The sequence below is a fragment of the Sphingomonas sp. ABOLG genome (assembly GCF_003950435.1).
GTDB lineage: Bacteria > Pseudomonadota > Alphaproteobacteria > Sphingomonadales > Sphingomonadaceae > Sphingomonas > Sphingomonas panaciterrae.
The window spans coordinates 46,061-62,673 of the sequence record NZ_QQWW01000016.1; the positions used below are offsets into that span (position 1 = coordinate 46,061).

A 16,613-nucleotide genomic window follows, 5' to 3' on the forward strand; every position below is an offset into this window, starting at 1 on the left:
AGCAGTGTGACATCATGACTTTCAGCATTTCCAGCTACCTGCACGAGCACGGTCCGAGCCGTTCCGCCACGATCGTGGCGGCACTCAAGAAAGAAGGTGTATCGGCCGCTGCTGCGCGCCAGCGCGTCTCCAGAGCAAAGCCGCCGGTTTATTCATTTCCGCTAGGCCTCCTGCCGAAAGGCGAATTCTTTCTCTACCTCCAAGACCAGCGGAACACCGAAAAATTCTGGGACAACTTCATGCGCGATTTGCGCGCATCGGGCTCGGTCTATGGGGCCGCGATCGACGGAATGAGTGCCCGGGGGGGACTTGTCACCAAGGACGCATTCAAGGTGATCAGCGGCGCGCCGATTCTGCCAATTGAAGGTCAGCTATCGGTCGACGTCGTCGCTCAGACGCTGATCAAAGCCAGTTTCATCAAGGAGATTGAAACAGCCGATCACGGCATGTGCTATCAAATACAGCCCAGTCTCCATTCGCACGGGTTCGGAAACATGCGTGCGCGGATGCTTGCCGAAGGCGTTCTGCTCGACGCGGTGCGCGAGTGGGCGCGGCACATCGGAATGGCTGGGTTCAATTCCATTCGCATTCGTGGTGAGGCAGACTTGAAAGCTATCGGACCTTTCGCCTTCGATCTCGCAGGGCCGAGCTATCTGTTGCCGCTCAAGGGCCAAGGCTCGCAACCGGGATTTTGGGTCGCCGACGCATTTGCCGAGGGGATGCTTGAAGAGTCCGACATCCAGTATTTCATCCGCAAGGCGAGAATGCTCAAATCCTTCCTGCCCAAGATCGGCGTGATGTCGATGCTCGTCGCGGAAAGCTTTACGGGCGCGGCCTTAAAAGCGGGCCACGCCGCTGGCATCATGATGGCGACCCCGAAGGATCTGTTTGGCCGGCATGTCGGTGCCGCCCTCGTTACGCTCATGGAAACGCTGAACAATGCGGCGGCTTACGCCTCCACCAGCCCCGAGCGTCTCACCCAATTGCTCGACACCCTGACTGAGATCGAGGGTCGCGCAGGCAACCTGCGCGGAATCCTGTTTGAGTTGATGGCGGGTTATCTGGCCCGCAGGGACGCCGTTTCGATTGAGATGGGCGTGACAGCCCGCGATCCCTTCACGGGCAAGACCGCCGACATCGACATTCTAAAGATCAAAGCGCTCGGAAGCGAGGCCGCGACAATCGAAGCAAAGGGCAAAATGCCCGGCGGATCGCTTTCCAAAGCGGAGGTGGAGGAGTGGATTGCGAAGCTGCCAACAATCCGAGGCCATCTACGCGCCCACCCAACCTTGCGTGAAGCAAAGCAGGTTTTCGAGATTTGGACGACCGGCACGATTGACCCGGATGCGTTGGTGCTCCTGCAAAGCACCAAATCAAAATGGACCAAATCGGAGATAAATTGGAAGGACGGACAAGGCGTTTTGGAGGTGGCAAAGGCCGGAAAGGAAAAAGCCATCACGGATGCGCTTTACCAGCATTTTTTGTCGCACCCGCTGTCGGAAGTGAACAAGACCGTCGCCACGCTACCGACGACCGCACTACCGGACTTTCTAAATTCCACATCAACCGCAACGGCGATTGTCCCTTACGGCGTGGTAAAACTCGTTTCCTAGTCTCACGGAAATCGCCTTTCCGTTTTCTCCGATCGCGCCTTCCGCTAGGACTCGGTGATGCCAGACCAACCCGCCCAGCCGGCCCCGCCCTTGGCCGAGGCTCCCTATATTCGCCTGCTGATGATCAAGCGGTTTAGGGGGATTGAAAAGCTCATCTGGTATCCCGGCCGCGGCGTGAACATTCTTCTCGGCGGTGGCGATGTCGGTAAGACGACCATCCTCGAAGCAATCGCTTTGCTGCTCAACCCGACCAACGCCAGCACCTTGTCTGACTCCGATTATTGGCAGCGGAAATACGAGGACGGTTTCGAGATCGGCGCCATCATGGCTTTGCCGTTATCGTCGGGCATTGCCGATCAGAAGAAGACGGTCTGGCCTTGGCATTGGAATGGAAAGACCGCGAGGGTTCCTGACATTGAGACGGGCGACGGCCACGTTGATGATCCTGTCTATTGCCTTCGCGTTTCCGGTACGCCGGACTTCGAGTTGCAGCACGAGATTTTGCAGCCAGACGATACCGTTGATCATTTTCCTGTATCAGTGCGGAGGAATATCGGCTTGGTCCGGTTGAGCGGCGATGATCGCAATGACCGGGACCTTCGCCTTATCCAAGGCTCGGCGTTAGAGCGCCTGTTGAGCGACAAAACCTTGCGATCCCGGCTCGGCAATGAGATCGCGAAGACGGACGTGAAGAACGTTCTACAGGACGACGCGAAAACCGCGCTCAACACCCTCGATGAGCGCTTCAAGAAGCGGGCTTTGCCCACCGACCTGAGCCTAGGTCTCGTCGGCGGGCCGGGCTTCTCGCTCAATGCGCTTATCGGCCTGACTGCGACCAAGGACGGCACCTTGCTCCCGTTGTCGAGCTGGGGCGCTGGCACACGACGGTTGGCCGCGTTGGAAGTAGCGGCAGCGCATCAAGTCGAGCACCCCGTCATGGTCGTGGATGAGATCGAACGCGGGCTGGAATCGTACCGTCAGCGCATTCTGATGGAAGAACTGATCGCCCGGCCTTCGCAGGTGTTCGTCACCACACACAGCGCGCCTGCCGTGAACGCCGCAGTCGGGGCCAGCCTTTGGTATGTCGATGCAGGCGGTGCGGTTGGCGAACTGCCAGCCGCGATCGGCCCCCAGCAAAAGCGCGACCCTGAAACCTTCCTCGCGCGTGTTGCGATCATCGCGGAAGGGGCGACGGAAGTCGGCTTTGTCACCACGCTCATCAACCGGTCGTTGGGCGAGGATATGCGCCGCTACGGTATCTGGGTTAGCGACGGCGGGAGCAATTCCGAAGCTTTGACCGTCCTGCGCGGCCTTTCAAATAGCGGCCTAAAAGTTGCCGGGTTCGCCGACAACGAAGGAACACAAACCGGCCTTTGGGCGGAGGTGAAGGCGAAGCTAGGGGATCTTCTAATGCGCTGGCCGGAAGGATGTTTGGAAACGAACGTCATTCCCCATCTGACCGACGACCAGCTCGAAGCCTTCATCCGCGATCCAGACGGTGACGCCGGTGAGCGGTTGCGGACATTGGCAGAGCGTGCCGGCACCGAAGAGAAAACTTTAGCAGCCGTCCAGGCTGCAACGGACAATATTCTAAAACTAATGGTCGAGGCGGCCTGCGGCAGCGTCACCAACGACCTGCCTGACGCCACCAAGAAGGCTTGGAAAAGGCACGGCCAGCGCTGGTTCAAATCGTCTGCCGGTGGCGCCGAGCTTGCCGATAAGGTGTTTGAACTCGGCCTTTGGCCGAAGGTGCAGGACCGGCTTCTGCCGTTCGTAAACGCCGTTCGGGCCGCTATAGGTTTGCCAGCGGTGCAGACGGTGGACTGATGAGCGACGCTTCCGTTGCCGAAGCCTTGAGGTCTAATGCCCGCCTAGTCGTTGTCGAAGCGCCGGGCGGTTGCGGAAAGACTTTTCAGGGAGCGAGCTACGCGCGGGATGTTGCGCCGACACTCGGCCAAGGCCGTCTTCTCATTCTCACTCACACCAATGCGGCCTGCGACGTGTTCGCATCGCGCACGAAGGGCATGAGCCGTCAGGTCGAAATCCGCACGATCGACGGCCTGACCACCGAGATTGCCTGTGCCTATCACAAGGCGCTGGACCTTCCTGCCGATGTCGGGGCGTGGGCGCGGCGAGAGGGTGCAAACGGGTATAGTGCCGTTGCCCAAAAAGCAGCCGCTCTCCTGACGGCCAATCCGATGATCGCGGCCAGCCTTGCCCATCGCTATCCGATCATCATTTGCGATGAGCATCAGGACGCAAGCGCGGATCAGCACGCCGTCATCATGACCCTTCACGCGGCGGGCTCCGCCCTTCGGATATTTGCCGATCCCATGCAGCAGATATTCGGCGGCACACAGGCGCAAATGGAAGCATCCGACCAACGGTGGGCCGCCCTGAAAAATGCGGCAGACCGTTTTGAAGAATTGGATGTGCCGCACCGGTGGGCGAACAGCCAGCCTGCTCTTGGCGCATGGATACTGGACGCCCGCGCCAGGCTTCGCGACGGCGGCCAGATCGACCTTACCCAAAATCTGCCCCAAGGGCTCTCCATCCACTACGCTGACAACAATGCGCAACAGCATGGCGCTTTCAGTGTCGCGGATAATCTCCGGAAACCGATCTATGTCCGATCAGGCGGGGCGGCGGGCCTTTTGGTTTTGACAGGCCAGAACGCGACTGTGACTTCGCTTCGTGCCTTCTTCGGCAGGCAGATTCCAATATGGGAAGGACACGTCAGGGACGGCTTGGCGGGATTGATCGCTCATGCAAATGTAAACCAAGGCAACCCGACCGAACTGGCGAGGGGTGCACTTACTTTCATGGGAGCCGTTGCAACGGGCTTTTCTCCGTCAGCATTCGGCAACCGCTTCGTGACCGAAGCCCAGAACGGCTGCGTGGCGAATTGCACAGGCAAGCCGCTGCACCTTCAGGCAATGGCGCGACATATCGTCGAGACCCCGGATCACCGGGGAGTTGGTGCGGCCTTGGCCCACCTCCGCGATTTAATGGCGAACGAGGCTGCCTTCGGTGACGTGAGGGTTCATCACGGCCGCGAATTTTCTGAGGCGATACAGCTCGCCAAATTCGAGAATGCCGATGAAGGGTTCGCAGAACTTGCTCGTCGTCGCACCCACGCGCGGCCCAGGCTTCCCCCGAAGGCGATAAGCACGATCCACAAAGCGAAGGGGCTGGAGTTTGAGAACGTGATGCTTTTGCCCTGCGACGCGGCCAATTTCAGCAACACCCGCGCGGCCCGCGCGAAGCTCTATGTCGCCCTCAGTCGGGCCACCAGCAGTATGCTGTTGGTGGTTTCGCGCGGTCAGCCAAGTCCATTATTGTTGATTTGAAGACCACTATTTTGGGGTTTGAGGGCGCGTCTGCGGGTCGCGCTCTAAGGCGCTTCAGGCCGGGGGCGACATCAGGTGATCGCAATCACGCCTTCGCTGACCATACAGCAAGGCACAAGCATGATAGGCGTCCGAATCCAAGATGCGACCAGTCAGTCCTGTAAGTCGGCTAACGGGTCTTCGCTGGTGTCACAACCGGGCGGTTGTGACGGGGGTGGTTGAGCCACGGTTATCCACGTGCCTGCCGATGTCAGAAATCAGTGTCAGAACTCGCCAGCCATGGCGGCCAGCATCGACCTGGGTGGGCGAGGCCGAAGGAACTGAGGTGTGCCACGTGGCACACCAGTGGATGCACGCTTGCGTGCAGCTAGTGTCGCTGGCGCCGCAGCCCTCCCCCGGAGGCCCGCCGGCTCGAGGGAACACCAAGGGCGGCTGCCCTTTCGTTCCCGAACGACAATCGTGCTCCCCGTGTAATCCGCCAACTGCGGTCGGCGCCTTATAGGCGCCGACCGCAGTAAGGCGGCTCGCCCGCGCCAGGAGCAAGATTCTCGCCCTCCCTCCCCATCCCGTTCCTCGCCGGAAAGGCAGAGCCGGTTGCTGTTGCGACCGGCTTTCAGCCTCAAAGGAAAGGAAAAATCATGGGACGGATCACCGACAACCGGGCCGACGTCTATCAGGAAATCACCGATCAGATGATTGCCATGATCGAGGCGGGCACCCGGCCTTGGTCCAAATCGTGGAACGGCAGCACCGCACCCAATATCCCGCTGCGCTCAACCGGCGTTCCCTATCGCGGCATCAACGTGCTGACCTTGTGGGTCGCATCCATGACGAAGGGCTATGCCTCCCCGCACTGGCTGACCTTCAAGCAGGCGCTCGCCCTCGGCGGTTGCGTCCGCAAGGGGGAAAAAGGCTCCACGGTGGTCTATGCCAACAAGATCGAGGTGGACGACGGCAAGGGTGATCAGGGGAGCGAGGAGGGCAAGCGGCAGGTCGCGTTCCTCAAGCGATACACCGTCTTCAACGCCGAGCAGATCGACGGCATCGAGGCGAAATACCCGGCCCCTTCCCCGATCATCACAGCGACCAATCCGGACGAGCGGGACGCCGAGCTTGATGCGCTGTTCGCCCGCGTACCCGTCACCGTGCGGCACCACGGGTCGCAGCCCTATTATCAGCCGAGCGGCGATCACGTCGTCATGCCGGCGTTTGCCGACTTCCACGCCAGCGACGCCTATTATTCGACGCTCGCCCACGAGCTTTGCCACGCGACGGGCTATGTCGACCGGCTCGCCCGCCTGACGCTCATGTCCACCAAGCGCGAGGACTATGCTCGCGAGGAGCTGGTCGCCGAACTAGGCGCGGCGTTCGTCAGCGGCGCGATCGGTATCAAGCTCCACGACCGGGAGGACCATGCCGCGTATCTGGCGAGCTGGTTGCAGGCGCTGCGCAACGACAAACGGTGCATCTTCACAGCCGCAGCGCAGGCCCAGGCCGCAGCCGACTGGCTGTTGAGCCGGATGGGCGCGGAGAATGTGGCCCAGATGGAGGAGGCAGCATGAGATAGCCTCCGGCCCTCCCCCGGCCCTTGCGCGGGCCGGGGATCATGGCGGGCGCTCGCGGGCGGGTGGCCGGGCCGCGCCGTTCCCTGGCGTGACCGGCACCGGCGCCCTTGGCGCCGGTGATCCGCTGCACGGATCGCGGCCGAGGGGTTCAGGAGGAGCTTGACCCCGCTTCAGGTTTTAATTGAATCCTCATGCGCCCACGCATATATCGGACGCAACATGGCCGTCCCCGCTGTTGCCGCTGGCATCAAGGGGCGGCCTTCTTCATATCTGGGCCGGATGCTTCCGCCCTATACCAAACCTCATCTCAGTTTCGCCGACCAGCTCGCCCTCCTCGTGCAGCGCGGCTTGGTCGTGACCGACCCGGCTAGAGCGATCCTCCATCTTCAGCGGATCGGCTATGGGCGCCTCACGCCCTATTGGCAGCCATTCCAGCAGCTCGTCCCCGATCCCAATGATGCGACGCTGACCATCCGCACCGACCAGTTCCGGCCAGGCGCCGAGTTCCGTCACGCGGTCGATCTCTACCTGTTCGACAAGCAGCTCCGCCTTCTCTTCCTCGATGCGATCGAGCGGATCGAGGTCGCGCTGCGCGTGGATCTCGCGCACGCGCTGGGCAAGCGCGATCCCTTTGCGCACCGCTCGCCCGCCTTTCTGGACGCCCGTCGTGCCAACCAGGCGATGCCCGGAGGGGGCACCCGGCACCAGAACTGGCTCGCCAAGGCCGATGGCGCGATCGCCCGCTCCAAGGACGACTGGATCAAGGAGTTCTACGCCACCTACAGTCCGCCGGTGCCGATCTGGATGGCAGTCGAGGCATGGGATTTCGGGACATTGTCCTGGTTGCTCGAGATGGCGCACCCCAATGATCGTGCCGCCATCGCCAAGCGCTACGGCCTTCTTCCCAACACATTGGTGAGCTGGATCAAGACGCTCGCGTTCGTGCGCAACATCAGCGCGCATCACGCCCGTCTGTGGAACGCGGGCATCATCAATCAGCCGCTGGTGCCCAAGCCGTTCGAGGCCCCCCAGCTCGTCCATATCGGCAGCGATCTCCATCGTCGCACGCGCGTCTATGGTGCCGCGGCGGTCGCGAGCTACTTCGTCGGGCGGATCAATCCCGGGACATCCTGGCCCGCCCGCATGAAAGGTCACTGGCAGGCGTTCCCGGCCATGCCGTTCGCAAGTCCCATCCAAGGCGGCTTCTTGGCCGGTTGGGACGCAGAGGCGATTTGGGCCTGATCTAAGCTACCCCGCGGGCGCGACCCTGCCGGGCACGGCTCTATCGGCGCTGGCACGCCGACCAAGCCACCGTGCCGGCATCTCGGCCCATACGGGTGACGATCCTCGCGTGAGGTGTGCCACGTGGCACACCTATGGCCCCGCGCCTTTCGCGCGGCACGTAGCCGGTCATGCGCACCGGCCCTCCCCTGGAGGCCCGCCGACGCGGGGAACACCAAGGGCTGCTGCCCTTTCGTTCCCGAAGCAAAATCGACAGCCCCGTGTGGTCCGCCAAGCGCGGCACCCGACGCCTTGTTGGCGTCGGCCGCGCTACGGCGGCCTGCCCGCGCCAGGCCATCGATTTAGCTCCTCCCTCCCCATCCCGCTCCTCGCCGGAGAGGCAGACCCGGTTGCAGCGGCAACCGGCTGCGCCTCGAAAGAAGGAGAAAGGACAATGGCTTACACCCGATATACCGGCGACCCCTATTGGAAGCGGGCTAAGTCCCCCGGCACCAGCGCGGACGGCACCCCATACGCCAAGGGCGAGCGCGTGTTCTTCTATCCGCGCACCGGCGTCACCTACGCAGGCGGCAGCGCGCAGCGCGCCTCGGCCGAGTTCGACGAACTCGCGAGCCTCGAAGGCTGACCCCCTCCCCGAGCATCAATTCCATCGAGATCATGGAGCATCATCATCATCATGGCTATCATCCATCCCAAGCTCTCCCAGCTTCGCCTCTCCCCGCTCAACCAGCGCCGCGTGAAGCCATCTGCCGTCGAGGCGATGGCTGACGACATCGAGGCACACGGCCTGTTGCAGAACCTCGTCGCTTATGAGGACGACGGCCTGTTGTGGGTCTTCGCCGGAGGACGGCGCTACCGTGCGCTTAAAATCCTGGCGAAGCGCAAGCGGATCAAGAGCAGCGACACCTTCCCCGTCGAATTGCGGACCAAGGAAGAAGCCATCGAGCTGTCGCTGGCCGAGAACTTCCAGCGCGAAGACATGCATCCCGCCGACAGCATCCGTGCCTTCGCCGCACTCCGCGACACCGGCATGGACGCCGAGGACATCGCGGCCCGGTTCGGGCAAGCGGTCAGCTTCGTCTACAAGATGCTCCGCTTGTCCGCGCTCGCCCCGGCGCTGATCGACCTGATCGCCAAGGACCAGTTGAGCCTCGAGGCGGCGCGCGCGCTCACCCTCACCGACGATCACGACCAGCAGATCAAGGTCTGCAAGGCAGCGAACGGTCACGCCCACACCATCCGCCGGATGCTCACCACCGAGAAGGTGGACACCACCAGCGGCGCGTTCCTGTTCGTCGGGCGGGAAGCCTATGAGGCCAAGGGCGGCACCATCACCATCGACCTGTTCAGCCAAGGGGCCGAAGGCTTCGCGGACGATCCCGAGCTTGTGCGGGAACTGGCGGAAGAGAAGCTGGACGCCATCGCCGGCGAGTATCGCGCTATCGGGTGGCACGAAGTCCGCGCCGCGCTGGAACGGCCCTACGACCTCTACATGAAGGGCAGCATGTACCCGGCAACCCGCGAGCCGACCGAGGACGAAGCGACGAGGCTTGCCGCCATCGATGCCGAAATGGAGGCTATCGCACAGGCCGAAGGCGAGGACAGCGAACGCATCGACCCGCTCACGGACGAGCGGGACGCGATCACCGACAGCTTGCGCGCCTTTAATCGCGAGCAGGTCGCGGTGGGCGGCGTGGCGCTCTGGGTCGCGCACGACGGATCGCTTGGGCGTGGCTTCTATCGTGCCAAGGCCGAGCCGAAGCCCAAAGCGAGCCATGACGGTCCCGCTCCGCTCTATGGCAAGAGCCTGTTCGCCGACCTCACCCGTATCAAGACCCGGATCGTGCAGGAGGCGGTTGCGTCCGATTCGGCGCTCGCGCTCGACATCATGCTGGACAGCCTCGCCGGCCAGTTGCTCCACGGCGCACACAGCTTCCAGATGGCGTTGGAGGTTCAGGCCAAGACCGTGGCGACCGACGTACCGGACGAGTTGATGGCGACCAGCGACGTGCGTTCGGTTGAGGACATGATGGCGACCCGCTTCGCCACCATCCCTGCCGAAGGCCGGTTCGAGGCGATCCGCGCCATGAGCACCGAGGACAAGATGGCGTTGCTCGCCGGGCTTATCGCGATGACGGTGGACGGCACCGTGTTCGCGGGCGGCTCCCCCGGTCAGCGCCACCATAACTTCGAGCAGATCGCGCGCGCGAGCGGTGTGGACATCGCCACCCGCTGGACCGCACCCATCGGCTTGTTCGATAAGATGCGCCGCGCCGCCCTGATCGATGTGTTGCGTGAGGAAGTGGGCGCACCCAGCGCCGAGAATTGTGCCACCATCAAGAAGAAGGCCGACCTTGCAGTGAACGTGTCCGAGCGGTTGTCCGCAGGGTGGCTCCCCGCCCCGATGCGGATCGGCGCGTTCGATCAGCCCGAGCGCGGCCCCGAAGATTTCGACCCGGAGAGCTTCGACGGCGAGGACGAGGACAGCGAAGTCGAGGACATGAAGGCCGACGAACTGGCGTGACAGCAAGGCGGGGGGGCCGGTGATGATCGGACCCCTTCCCTCTCCCATTCCGCGTGAGGCGGCCCGTCGCCCCGGCGCGCCAGCCCTGATGGACTGGCGCGCCCGCAGCCCTTTCAGGTCCGCGAGGCGCCGCCCGGCACAAGGCCGGACGGCGCCGTGGCGACGACGTATTTGCTAGCGGCTGTGCGCCGCGGAGCTGCGCTGCAGGGGTGTGCCACGTGGCACAGTCATGGCGTAGCCGAACAGATCGCCGAGCGCGCGACGCCGAAAGGCGTTGTACCAGCGGCGCCGGCGATGCTCGGCCGCGTCATGGATCATATGGCAACGCTGGCAGAGCGCGGCGAGATTGCGAGGGCCGTTGTCGGTCGGATCGTGGTTGAGGTGCGCACAGGCGATATAGACTCGCGTGATCCGCACGATTGCGGTGAGGTCCGCGCCGGCCACGCGGACGCGGCGCCCTCGCCCGTCGCGCCATTGCCGGCGCTCGGCATCCCACCAGCGCCCGTCGCCCAGGTGGAAGACGCGAGCCCCGTGCGGACGCCGGCAATGCTCGCACCGGCCCTTTGCACGCCCGAACCGGATCAGCCGCGACAGCTCGGGCCAGTCGATCGGGTAGAGCCAGCGATGTTCGGCCATGATCGGCATGACGATTCTATGAGTCAGGCAAGCCGAGAACGAAAGCAGAAAATCGGGCGTTGTTCGCGCGACGCGAAAGAAGGGCTGCGCAGATCCGCGCAGCCCTGCGTAGCTTAGCCGTTCAGGGCATCCTTGACCGCCTTGGCCGGCACGAACGTCAGCTTCTTGGAGGCGGCGATCTGGATCGTCTCGCCGTTGGCGGGATTGCGGCCTTCGCGCGCCGGGCTGTCTTTCACCTTGAACTTGCCGAAACCGGACAAGGACACCTCGTCGCCCTTCACCGCGGCCGTGACGATCGCCGCCATGACATCGTCGACGACCTTGCGGGCATCGGCCTTGCTCAGGTTGTGGTTCGCTACCAGCGTTTCGGCGAGTTCGGCATTGTTCATGGGAGTCTCCAAAAATATCGGAGCGCCTGATAGCCGCCGGATCTTCGATTGGCGACCGCCCCCGTAACAACCGCCGAGGCGGACGCCCCTTGATGCGGCTTTGCCGCGGGGAACGCCAAGGGCGCTGCCCTTTCGTTCCCGAACGACAATCGTGCCGCCCGTGTAATCCGCCGAGCGCGGCATCCGGCCCCTCGGTGCCGGCCACACTAGGGCGGCTCGCCCGCGCCAGCGGCAAGATTCTCGCTCCCCCTCCCCATCCGTCCTCGCCGGACAGGCAGGGCCGTGAGGCCGAGCGGCCTTGCGACCCATGCCAGAAGGAGGATCGACCATGCACACCCCGGAACAACTCGACGCTATCCGTCACCTGAACGATGCGGCACGACAGCACCCCGGCACCGCCTCCATCGCCAATGTGACGCTTGGCTTCCATGCTCTCCCCGATGTGGACCGCTTTGCCGCGCTGGCGGCGATCGTCGGGTTCACCAGGTTCGATGGCGGAAACGACCCCTATGATGAGCACGACTTCGGCGCGGTCTATCGGCTCGCAACCGGCGTGTGGACCGAGCAGCGGCCGAGCGATGAGCAGGCCATCGCGCAGACCGTGTTCTGGAAGATCGACTATTACGACCCGAGCCTCACCTGTGGCAGCGAAGCGCCATGGGACGAGCGGCTAACCAAGCGGGTGTTCACCATCATGCTGGCGAGCGAATACTAACTCCATCGGACCGCCAGACCGGGCGCGCGGCGCCCGGTTTTGGGACACGTGACCCGTTAGGATTAGGCAGTGATTTGTTGAGGGATCGCGTCGTTGAGAGTAGGTTAACGATGAAGGGATGCGACATGGCCGAGATCGATTTGGACACGCTCCGCGAGCGCATCCGCTCGATGGATTTTCAACGCGGCACCCCCGAGCAGATCGCGCTCTGGCGCGAGGACGTCGCTGACGCACGCGCGAACCTCGTCATCGAGGACATGACGCCGAGCGGCAATGAGGATGCGATGTTCGCCATGATGCTGGACGAAGGAGTTCCCCCCTCGCTCATGCCGTCCATCATCCTCGGCCTCTACAAGCCAGGAACCGATCAGATCGCGGCCTGACCTTGGCAGACGATCCCTACACTTATCCGGGGACGGAGACGCTTCGGAACCGGCTCGGGATCACCGACGACAAGACCCTCATAGAGGCCGAGCGGAGGCTGACGTTGGCGCGCGGCGCGGAGGCCGCGCGCCTGACCTTTCCGGCGACGGCGGACGGCTATCGTGCTCTCCACCACCATCTGTTCCAGGACCTCTATGACTGGGCCGGCCAGGACAGGAGCGTTAACATCGCCAAGGGCGGATCGAGCTTCGCGCACGTGCCCTATATCGCCCGCGAGCTGGACAAACGCTTTGCCGACATCGGCGCAGGTGACGTGCTGCGCGGGCTCTCCCGTGACGAGTTCTTCGATCGGCTCGGCAACCACATCAATGAGATGAACGCCATCCACCCCTTCCGCGAGGGGAACGGACGGACGATGCGTCATCACGCCGCGCAGCTCGCGCGCGAGGCCGGCCACCCGATCCGGATCGCCTCAATCGACAAGACCGCGTGGATGGACGCGTCCCGCCATGGCTTTCTCACCGGCGATCATCGTCCGATGGCGACGGTGCTCGCCGAGGCCGCGATCCGGCGCGACCTCACGCCGGAGGCGCGCATCGGTCCCGCCGGGATCGCGCTGCTGCCGCAGCGTGCGCCGCCCGAAGCGCAGCGCTACCGGGTAACGCTCGGCAAGGCGCGCGAGGAGCTGGAACGCTATCTGCCTGCCGCCCGCCAGCAGGCGGCCGAGCGGCTGCGCAGCCTTATCAAGGAGGGAGCCCCCTCCCCTGTGATTGCCAATGCGCGCACCGAGCTGGCCTATGTCCGCCATGCCAAGGGCCCGGTCTACCAGTCGCACCTTCTCACCTACCTGGGCGTGCGGCAGGTCGATGCGGTCATCTCACCGCAGCAAACCCCGCTTGAACGCGTGCGCGAGATCGGCGCGGGGCTCGGCGTCCAGATCAACTCGCAGCAGCCGGCGCAGATTCAGCGCGCCGTCCGCTCGCTGGAACGACCGATCCTGCCGCCCGGTGCCTCGCCGGGCCAGGAGCGGCTTGCCGAGCAGTTCCTGAAGAACAACGCCGAGAAGAATCACGCCGACCCACGTCTTGCCCCCGCTCAGGCGATCGTCGACGACGCCATGCAGAAGGCGCGCGAGCGCGGCGAAAGCGCGCGCATGGTCAACACCATTGGGGAGTCCACCCGCCAACTCGTCGCGGACCGGATCAAGATCGGGGCCGCGCTCGAAGGGGCGTCCACCCCGCCGCCTGACCGGGGTACGCCTCTCCCGGATCGCGGCAAGGATCGGAGCCGCTAAGCGGAGCCTAGCGTTCGTCGCGGCGCGTCGGGAACACCGGCCCGCGCACCGTCATCTTGGCCGGGTCGTAGGGCTTCTGCAGGGCGACGATCTCGTCATAGGAGCCGCGCAACCAGGTATCGACGTCTCCGGGTTCCAGGATCGTGATCATGGCCTTGGGATGGATCGGCGCGACCAGGGTATTCGGCTCGCATGTCACCATCGTGAAGCCGTTCCCGCCCTCTGCGCGCTGCCAGAACCCGGCAACCGCAAACACCGGCTGATCGGTCACACCGAACCACATTTCGCCCTTCAGCGGCGGTTTGCCATCGTCCAGATCGTGCTTGTCGGGCGTGAACTCACAGAATTCGGTGAGCGGCACGAGGCAGCGGTTTTCCGGCTTTTCGGCGAGTTTGCGCCATTGTGGCAACCCGAGCTGGCGCACGTTGGTCATCGGCCACGCTGCTTTCCCGCCGAGCACGTCCCAGGACATCACGTCCCATGCGCGTTCCCCGCCCTGTTCGCGGATCACATAGTTGCGGCTCTTCGGCCGCAGCTCGCGCGGATCGAACCGATTGTCGCGGGGCCGCTCGCTGAACAGTTTCGCAGCCGAGCCCCATAGGGTCTCCGGCTCATTCGACATGCGGGCGCGGTTGCACATCGTCAGCGCTCAATCGTCTACGGCATGGCCACGGGTCGCGTTGGCGATCCGACCCAAGAGGTCCAGCACGTGATCGCTGATTTCACTCTCGGCGAAAACTCGGCGATCTGCGCTGCCTGCTCGAAATCGTTGCTCGGGTTTGCCATTTGGCGAGAATGCCCGACCTGTAGTGGTTCGGCAATGACGTCGCTATTTGGCGCCGAGTGTATGCCTCGTCGCACAGCAGACCGGAAAGGGGCTGCGAGGTTTGAGGGTTGAATCATTAACCCCCAGGTCTTAAATGACCCCCTGGAACGACAGATCGGTTGAGTCGCCGCGAGGTGACAACAGCGTTCCCCCGCCCTTGTAAAAGAGGGTCCACGCGTGATGCGAGATAGGGGCAACCCTAAGCGGATATCGAGTGAACTTAAGGGGCGCCTCTGGCGCCCCTTATCGTTTGTACTGCCGGCGCACCTTCTCGCCGCGCAATGTCTTGTCGACCAGCACGACGAAGCGGATCTTGGTCATATCGCGTTCGGGTACGGCCTGGCCAACGCTAGGGCTATAAGCGCTTTCCACCCGAAGCCGCAGGTCGCAGCCAGACCCTTTGTCGGCCTTGGTGATCCTGAAAAACATGCGGTAATCGGCACCGGCCGTGCCCCCGGGCATAGTGATGCGAACGAAGTTGGACTCCGGCGTCAGGAAGACAGCCGAGGTCGGCAGACCCTGTATGATCCCGGGCAATGCCTTGGATAAGTCATAGCGCACCTGGTCGAATACCCGGCGCCTGCCGCGATCCCAGACATCGACCTCTCCCCCGAGGTGTACCTGCGCATCGAACGTCTCGGAGAAGCAGTGGCTCGAGAACACGACGTCGATACGCACACCCGCTGCCTTGGTGGCTGTCGGTACCACCAAGCTGAACGGCTCAAGATGGTTGAACGTAATCTCTTGTCCGGCAACGGTCAGGGGTTGAAAATATGACAAGATCAGCCGGCTTTCTTCGCCGTCGCGCGAATGCGATGGCCTGGCCGCTCGGGAGAACGACGGGCCGCTTTAGCCTCCTCGCGGGCCTTCATCATGTCGTCGGCGATTGGGCCGAGCTTCTCGACCAGCGGTGCCAGATCATAGATGTTGCTGGTTTGCCCGCCGAGGCGATTATGACGCGCCACACGGCGGATAAGGCCTTCGGATTCCAACCGGCCCACCGCACGCTGGATCGTCTTTTCGGAAACGCCGATACGCTCCCCCAACCGCTTCTTCGATGGGAACGGCATGTCCTCGTTCTCCCACCAGTGATCGATCATCTGGAGCAGCACGCTGAACTCGATCGGTCCGACGTGCAGGCGCACCAGCGCGCGCAGCAAGACGGACGGGATAAGGGTGAAACCCGGCTCCAGAACCTTCTTGGTCCAACGCTTTTCGAAGCTCTTGGCTTCAGTGGGAATGGGGGCGGCGGGGCGCAGTGACACCACCTTTTCAGTTTCCGACGACATCGCTTGCATCTCCGCGTTCATGGAGGCTAAATGCCTCGTACGCGGGACGATTTAAAGGTCCGCGGCCGGGCGACCCCCGGGTCGCTTAAGTCCGCCCCCCAGGTCGCCAATGCCCTTGAGCCCCGGACCCAGATGACCCGCGAAGCAGTACGCGTGTCCATACCAGCATGCAGTCGCGCAGAACGCGATCAGAGTACATAGTGGGTCCTGGTCGGATTTGACCTGGGGGTGCGCGGCAAAACGCACTCGTTGCGCATCTCGCCATTGATTCTCCGCCACTTCGCGCAGTCAAAACCCGGCGTGCCGATCGTTCACTGCGACCGGGGTTCGAGGCCCGGTCCAAGGGCTTCGATGATCCTGCAGTCGGCCACGGTGCTGCGGCTACAGGAATCGATCAGGGCGTCCAACTCTCCCGCGAGCGCCGTCAGGTCGGCAATCTTCCGCGCGATGGCGTCCCGATGCTGGTTGGCGATCACGTCCACGGCCATGCAGGATTGTTCGCGACGATCGGCGAGCCCCATCAGCTCGCGCACCTGATCGATCGAAAAGCCGAGATCGCGCGCCCGACGGATGAATGACAGGCGACGCAAATGCTCGCTCTCATAGGTGCGGTAATTGCCCGCCGACCGCGCTGGCGCCGGCAGCAATCCGATCTGTTCGTAATAGCGAATCGTCTCGACCTTGGCGCCCGTCGCCAAGGCCAGCTTCCCAATCGTAAGCTTTTCAGACACAGCGCTTGACCCTCTAGCGACTAGAGGGTGCATATAGGCTGCCAGATCGATTCTT

The 16,613-nt window shown here is 63.3% G+C and carries 16 protein-coding genes; 10 read left to right on the forward strand and 6 right to left on the reverse strand.

From position 1 onward, the window contains the following. The first annotated feature begins 14 nt into the window (after positions 1-14). The 7 genes from CA236_RS15720 (at position 15) to CA236_RS15750 (ending at position 10,294) form a co-directional block, all read left to right on the forward strand. The gene (locus CA236_RS15720; RefSeq protein ID WP_125946304.1) at positions 15-1,613 is read left to right on the forward strand and encodes a hypothetical protein; all 1,599 of its coding nucleotides are present in this window, start codon (positions 15-17) and stop codon (positions 1,611-1,613) included. A 57-nt stretch (positions 1,614-1,670) separates the two neighbouring features. Then, on the forward strand, positions 1,671-3,440 hold the full coding sequence (locus tag CA236_RS15725) for an ATP-binding protein (protein ID WP_125946305.1): 1,770 nt from the start codon (positions 1,671-1,673) through the stop codon (positions 3,438-3,440). Beyond that, positions 3,440-4,963 carry a UvrD-helicase domain-containing protein gene (locus CA236_RS15730; protein WP_125946306.1) on the forward strand — a complete coding sequence of 508 codons (1,524 nt, stop codon included), beginning with the start codon at positions 3,440-3,442 and terminating at the stop codon, positions 4,961-4,963. The genes CA236_RS15725 and CA236_RS15730 overlap by 1 nt, the downstream gene beginning before the upstream one ends. 638 nt (positions 4,964-5,601) lie before the next feature. Continuing rightward, entirely contained in the window at positions 5,602-6,525 is a 924-nt protein-coding gene (locus CA236_RS15735; protein ID WP_125946307.1) for a zincin-like metallopeptidase domain-containing protein, read from the forward strand. Between the two features lie 222 nt (positions 6,526-6,747). After that, complete coding sequence (locus CA236_RS15740) at positions 6,748-7,770, forward strand: Abi family protein (RefSeq protein ID WP_241212711.1); 1,023 nt, start codon at positions 6,748-6,750, stop codon at positions 7,768-7,770. 433 nt (positions 7,771-8,203) lie between these two features. Then, positions 8,204-8,395, forward strand: coding sequence for a hypothetical protein (locus CA236_RS15745; protein WP_125946308.1), 192 nt, complete (start codon positions 8,204-8,206; stop codon positions 8,393-8,395). 51 nt (positions 8,396-8,446) lie between these two features. Beyond that, positions 8,447-10,294, forward strand: coding sequence for a ParB/RepB/Spo0J family partition protein (locus CA236_RS15750; protein ID WP_125946309.1), 1,848 nt, complete (start codon positions 8,447-8,449; stop codon positions 10,292-10,294). Positions 10,295-10,468: 174 nt separating this feature from the next. Here the strand turns inward: CA236_RS15750 and CA236_RS15755 are convergent, their stop codons facing one another. Both CA236_RS15755 and CA236_RS15760 read right to left on the reverse strand, forming a co-directional pair. After that, a complete protein-coding gene (locus tag CA236_RS15755) occupies positions 10,469-10,939 on the reverse strand; it encodes a hypothetical protein (RefSeq protein ID WP_125946310.1) in 471 nt (156 codons plus the stop codon). 104 nt (positions 10,940-11,043) lie between these two features. Next, a complete protein-coding gene (locus CA236_RS15760; protein ID WP_037486902.1) occupies positions 11,044-11,319 on the reverse strand; it encodes an HU family DNA-binding protein in 276 nt (91 codons plus the stop codon). 328 nt (positions 11,320-11,647) lie between these two features. Between CA236_RS15760 and CA236_RS15765 the strand changes: the two genes are divergently transcribed. From CA236_RS15765 to CA236_RS15775, 3 genes are all read left to right on the forward strand, one after another. Further along, a complete protein-coding gene (locus CA236_RS15765; RefSeq protein ID WP_125946311.1) occupies positions 11,648-12,034 on the forward strand; it encodes a DUF3768 domain-containing protein in 387 nt (128 codons plus the stop codon). A 125-nt stretch (positions 12,035-12,159) separates the two neighbouring features. Next, a complete protein-coding gene (locus CA236_RS15770) occupies positions 12,160-12,417 on the forward strand; it encodes a hypothetical protein (protein WP_125946312.1) in 258 nt (85 codons plus the stop codon). Positions 12,418-12,521: 104 nt separating this feature from the next. Further along, entirely contained in the window at positions 12,522-13,712 is a 1,191-nt protein-coding gene (locus tag CA236_RS15775) for a Fic family protein (RefSeq protein WP_241212712.1), read from the forward strand. Positions 13,713-13,719: 7 nt separating this feature from the next. Here the strand turns inward: CA236_RS15775 and CA236_RS15780 are convergent, their stop codons facing one another. The 4 genes from CA236_RS15780 to CA236_RS15795 all read right to left on the reverse strand — a co-directional run bounded on the left by CA236_RS15780 (position 13,720) and on the right by CA236_RS15795 (position 16,591). Next, positions 13,720-14,352 carry an SOS response-associated peptidase family protein gene (locus CA236_RS15780; RefSeq protein ID WP_125946314.1) on the reverse strand — a complete coding sequence of 211 codons (633 nt, stop codon included), beginning with the start codon at positions 14,350-14,352 and terminating at the stop codon, positions 13,720-13,722. A 429-nt stretch (positions 14,353-14,781) separates the two neighbouring features. Then, positions 14,782-15,318 (reverse strand): hypothetical protein, encoded by a 537-nt coding sequence (locus CA236_RS15785; protein WP_206430601.1) that lies wholly within the window; start codon positions 15,316-15,318, stop codon positions 14,782-14,784. Between the two features lie 2 nt (positions 15,319-15,320). Then, positions 15,321-15,848, reverse strand: a complete 528-nt coding sequence (locus CA236_RS15790; protein ID WP_206430602.1) for a helix-turn-helix domain-containing protein — start codon at positions 15,846-15,848, stop codon at positions 15,321-15,323. Positions 15,849-16,138: 290 nt separating this feature from the next. Beyond that, the gene (locus tag CA236_RS15795) at positions 16,139-16,591 is read right to left on the reverse strand and encodes a helix-turn-helix domain-containing protein (protein ID WP_125946316.1); all 453 of its coding nucleotides are present in this window, start codon (positions 16,589-16,591) and stop codon (positions 16,139-16,141) included. Positions 16,592-16,613 lie beyond the last annotated feature (22 nt).

What these genes read in the sequence shown, in the direction of transcription:
- CA236_RS15740 (WP_241212711.1), top strand. Translation starts at nt 6,748, where the DNA reads ATGGCCGTCCCCGCTGTTGCCGCTGGCATCAAGGGGCGGCCTTCTTCA.
- CA236_RS15765 (WP_125946311.1), top strand. Translation starts at nt 11,648, where the DNA reads ATGCACACCCCGGAACAACTCGACGCTATCCGTCACCTGAACGATGCG.
- CA236_RS15725 (WP_125946305.1), top strand. Translation starts at nt 1,671, where the DNA reads ATGCCAGACCAACCCGCCCAGCCGGCCCCGCCCTTGGCCGAGGCTCCC.
- CA236_RS15750 (WP_125946309.1), top strand. Translation starts at nt 8,447, where the DNA reads ATGGCTATCATCCATCCCAAGCTCTCCCAGCTTCGCCTCTCCCCGCTC.
- CA236_RS15780 (WP_125946314.1), bottom strand. Translation starts at nt 14,352, where the DNA reads ATGTGCAACCGCGCCCGCATGTCGAATGAGCCGGAGACCCTATGGGGC.
- CA236_RS15755 (WP_125946310.1), bottom strand. Translation starts at nt 10,939, where the DNA reads ATGCCGATCATGGCCGAACATCGCTGGCTCTACCCGATCGACTGGCCC.
- CA236_RS15730 (WP_125946306.1), top strand. Translation starts at nt 3,440, where the DNA reads ATGAGCGACGCTTCCGTTGCCGAAGCCTTGAGGTCTAATGCCCGCCTA.
- CA236_RS15770 (WP_125946312.1), top strand. Translation starts at nt 12,160, where the DNA reads ATGGCCGAGATCGATTTGGACACGCTCCGCGAGCGCATCCGCTCGATG.
- CA236_RS15760 (WP_037486902.1), bottom strand. Translation starts at nt 11,319, where the DNA reads ATGAACAATGCCGAACTCGCCGAAACGCTGGTAGCGAACCACAACCTG.
- CA236_RS15745 (WP_125946308.1), top strand. Translation starts at nt 8,204, where the DNA reads ATGGCTTACACCCGATATACCGGCGACCCCTATTGGAAGCGGGCTAAG.
- CA236_RS15790 (WP_206430602.1), bottom strand. Translation starts at nt 15,848, where the DNA reads ATGAACGCGGAGATGCAAGCGATGTCGTCGGAAACTGAAAAGGTGGTG.
- CA236_RS15735 (WP_125946307.1), top strand. Translation starts at nt 5,602, where the DNA reads ATGGGACGGATCACCGACAACCGGGCCGACGTCTATCAGGAAATCACC.
- CA236_RS15795 (WP_125946316.1), bottom strand. Translation starts at nt 16,591, where the DNA reads ATGCACCCTCTAGTCGCTAGAGGGTCAAGCGCTGTGTCTGAAAAGCTT.
- CA236_RS15720 (WP_125946304.1), top strand. Translation starts at nt 15, where the DNA reads ATGACTTTCAGCATTTCCAGCTACCTGCACGAGCACGGTCCGAGCCGT.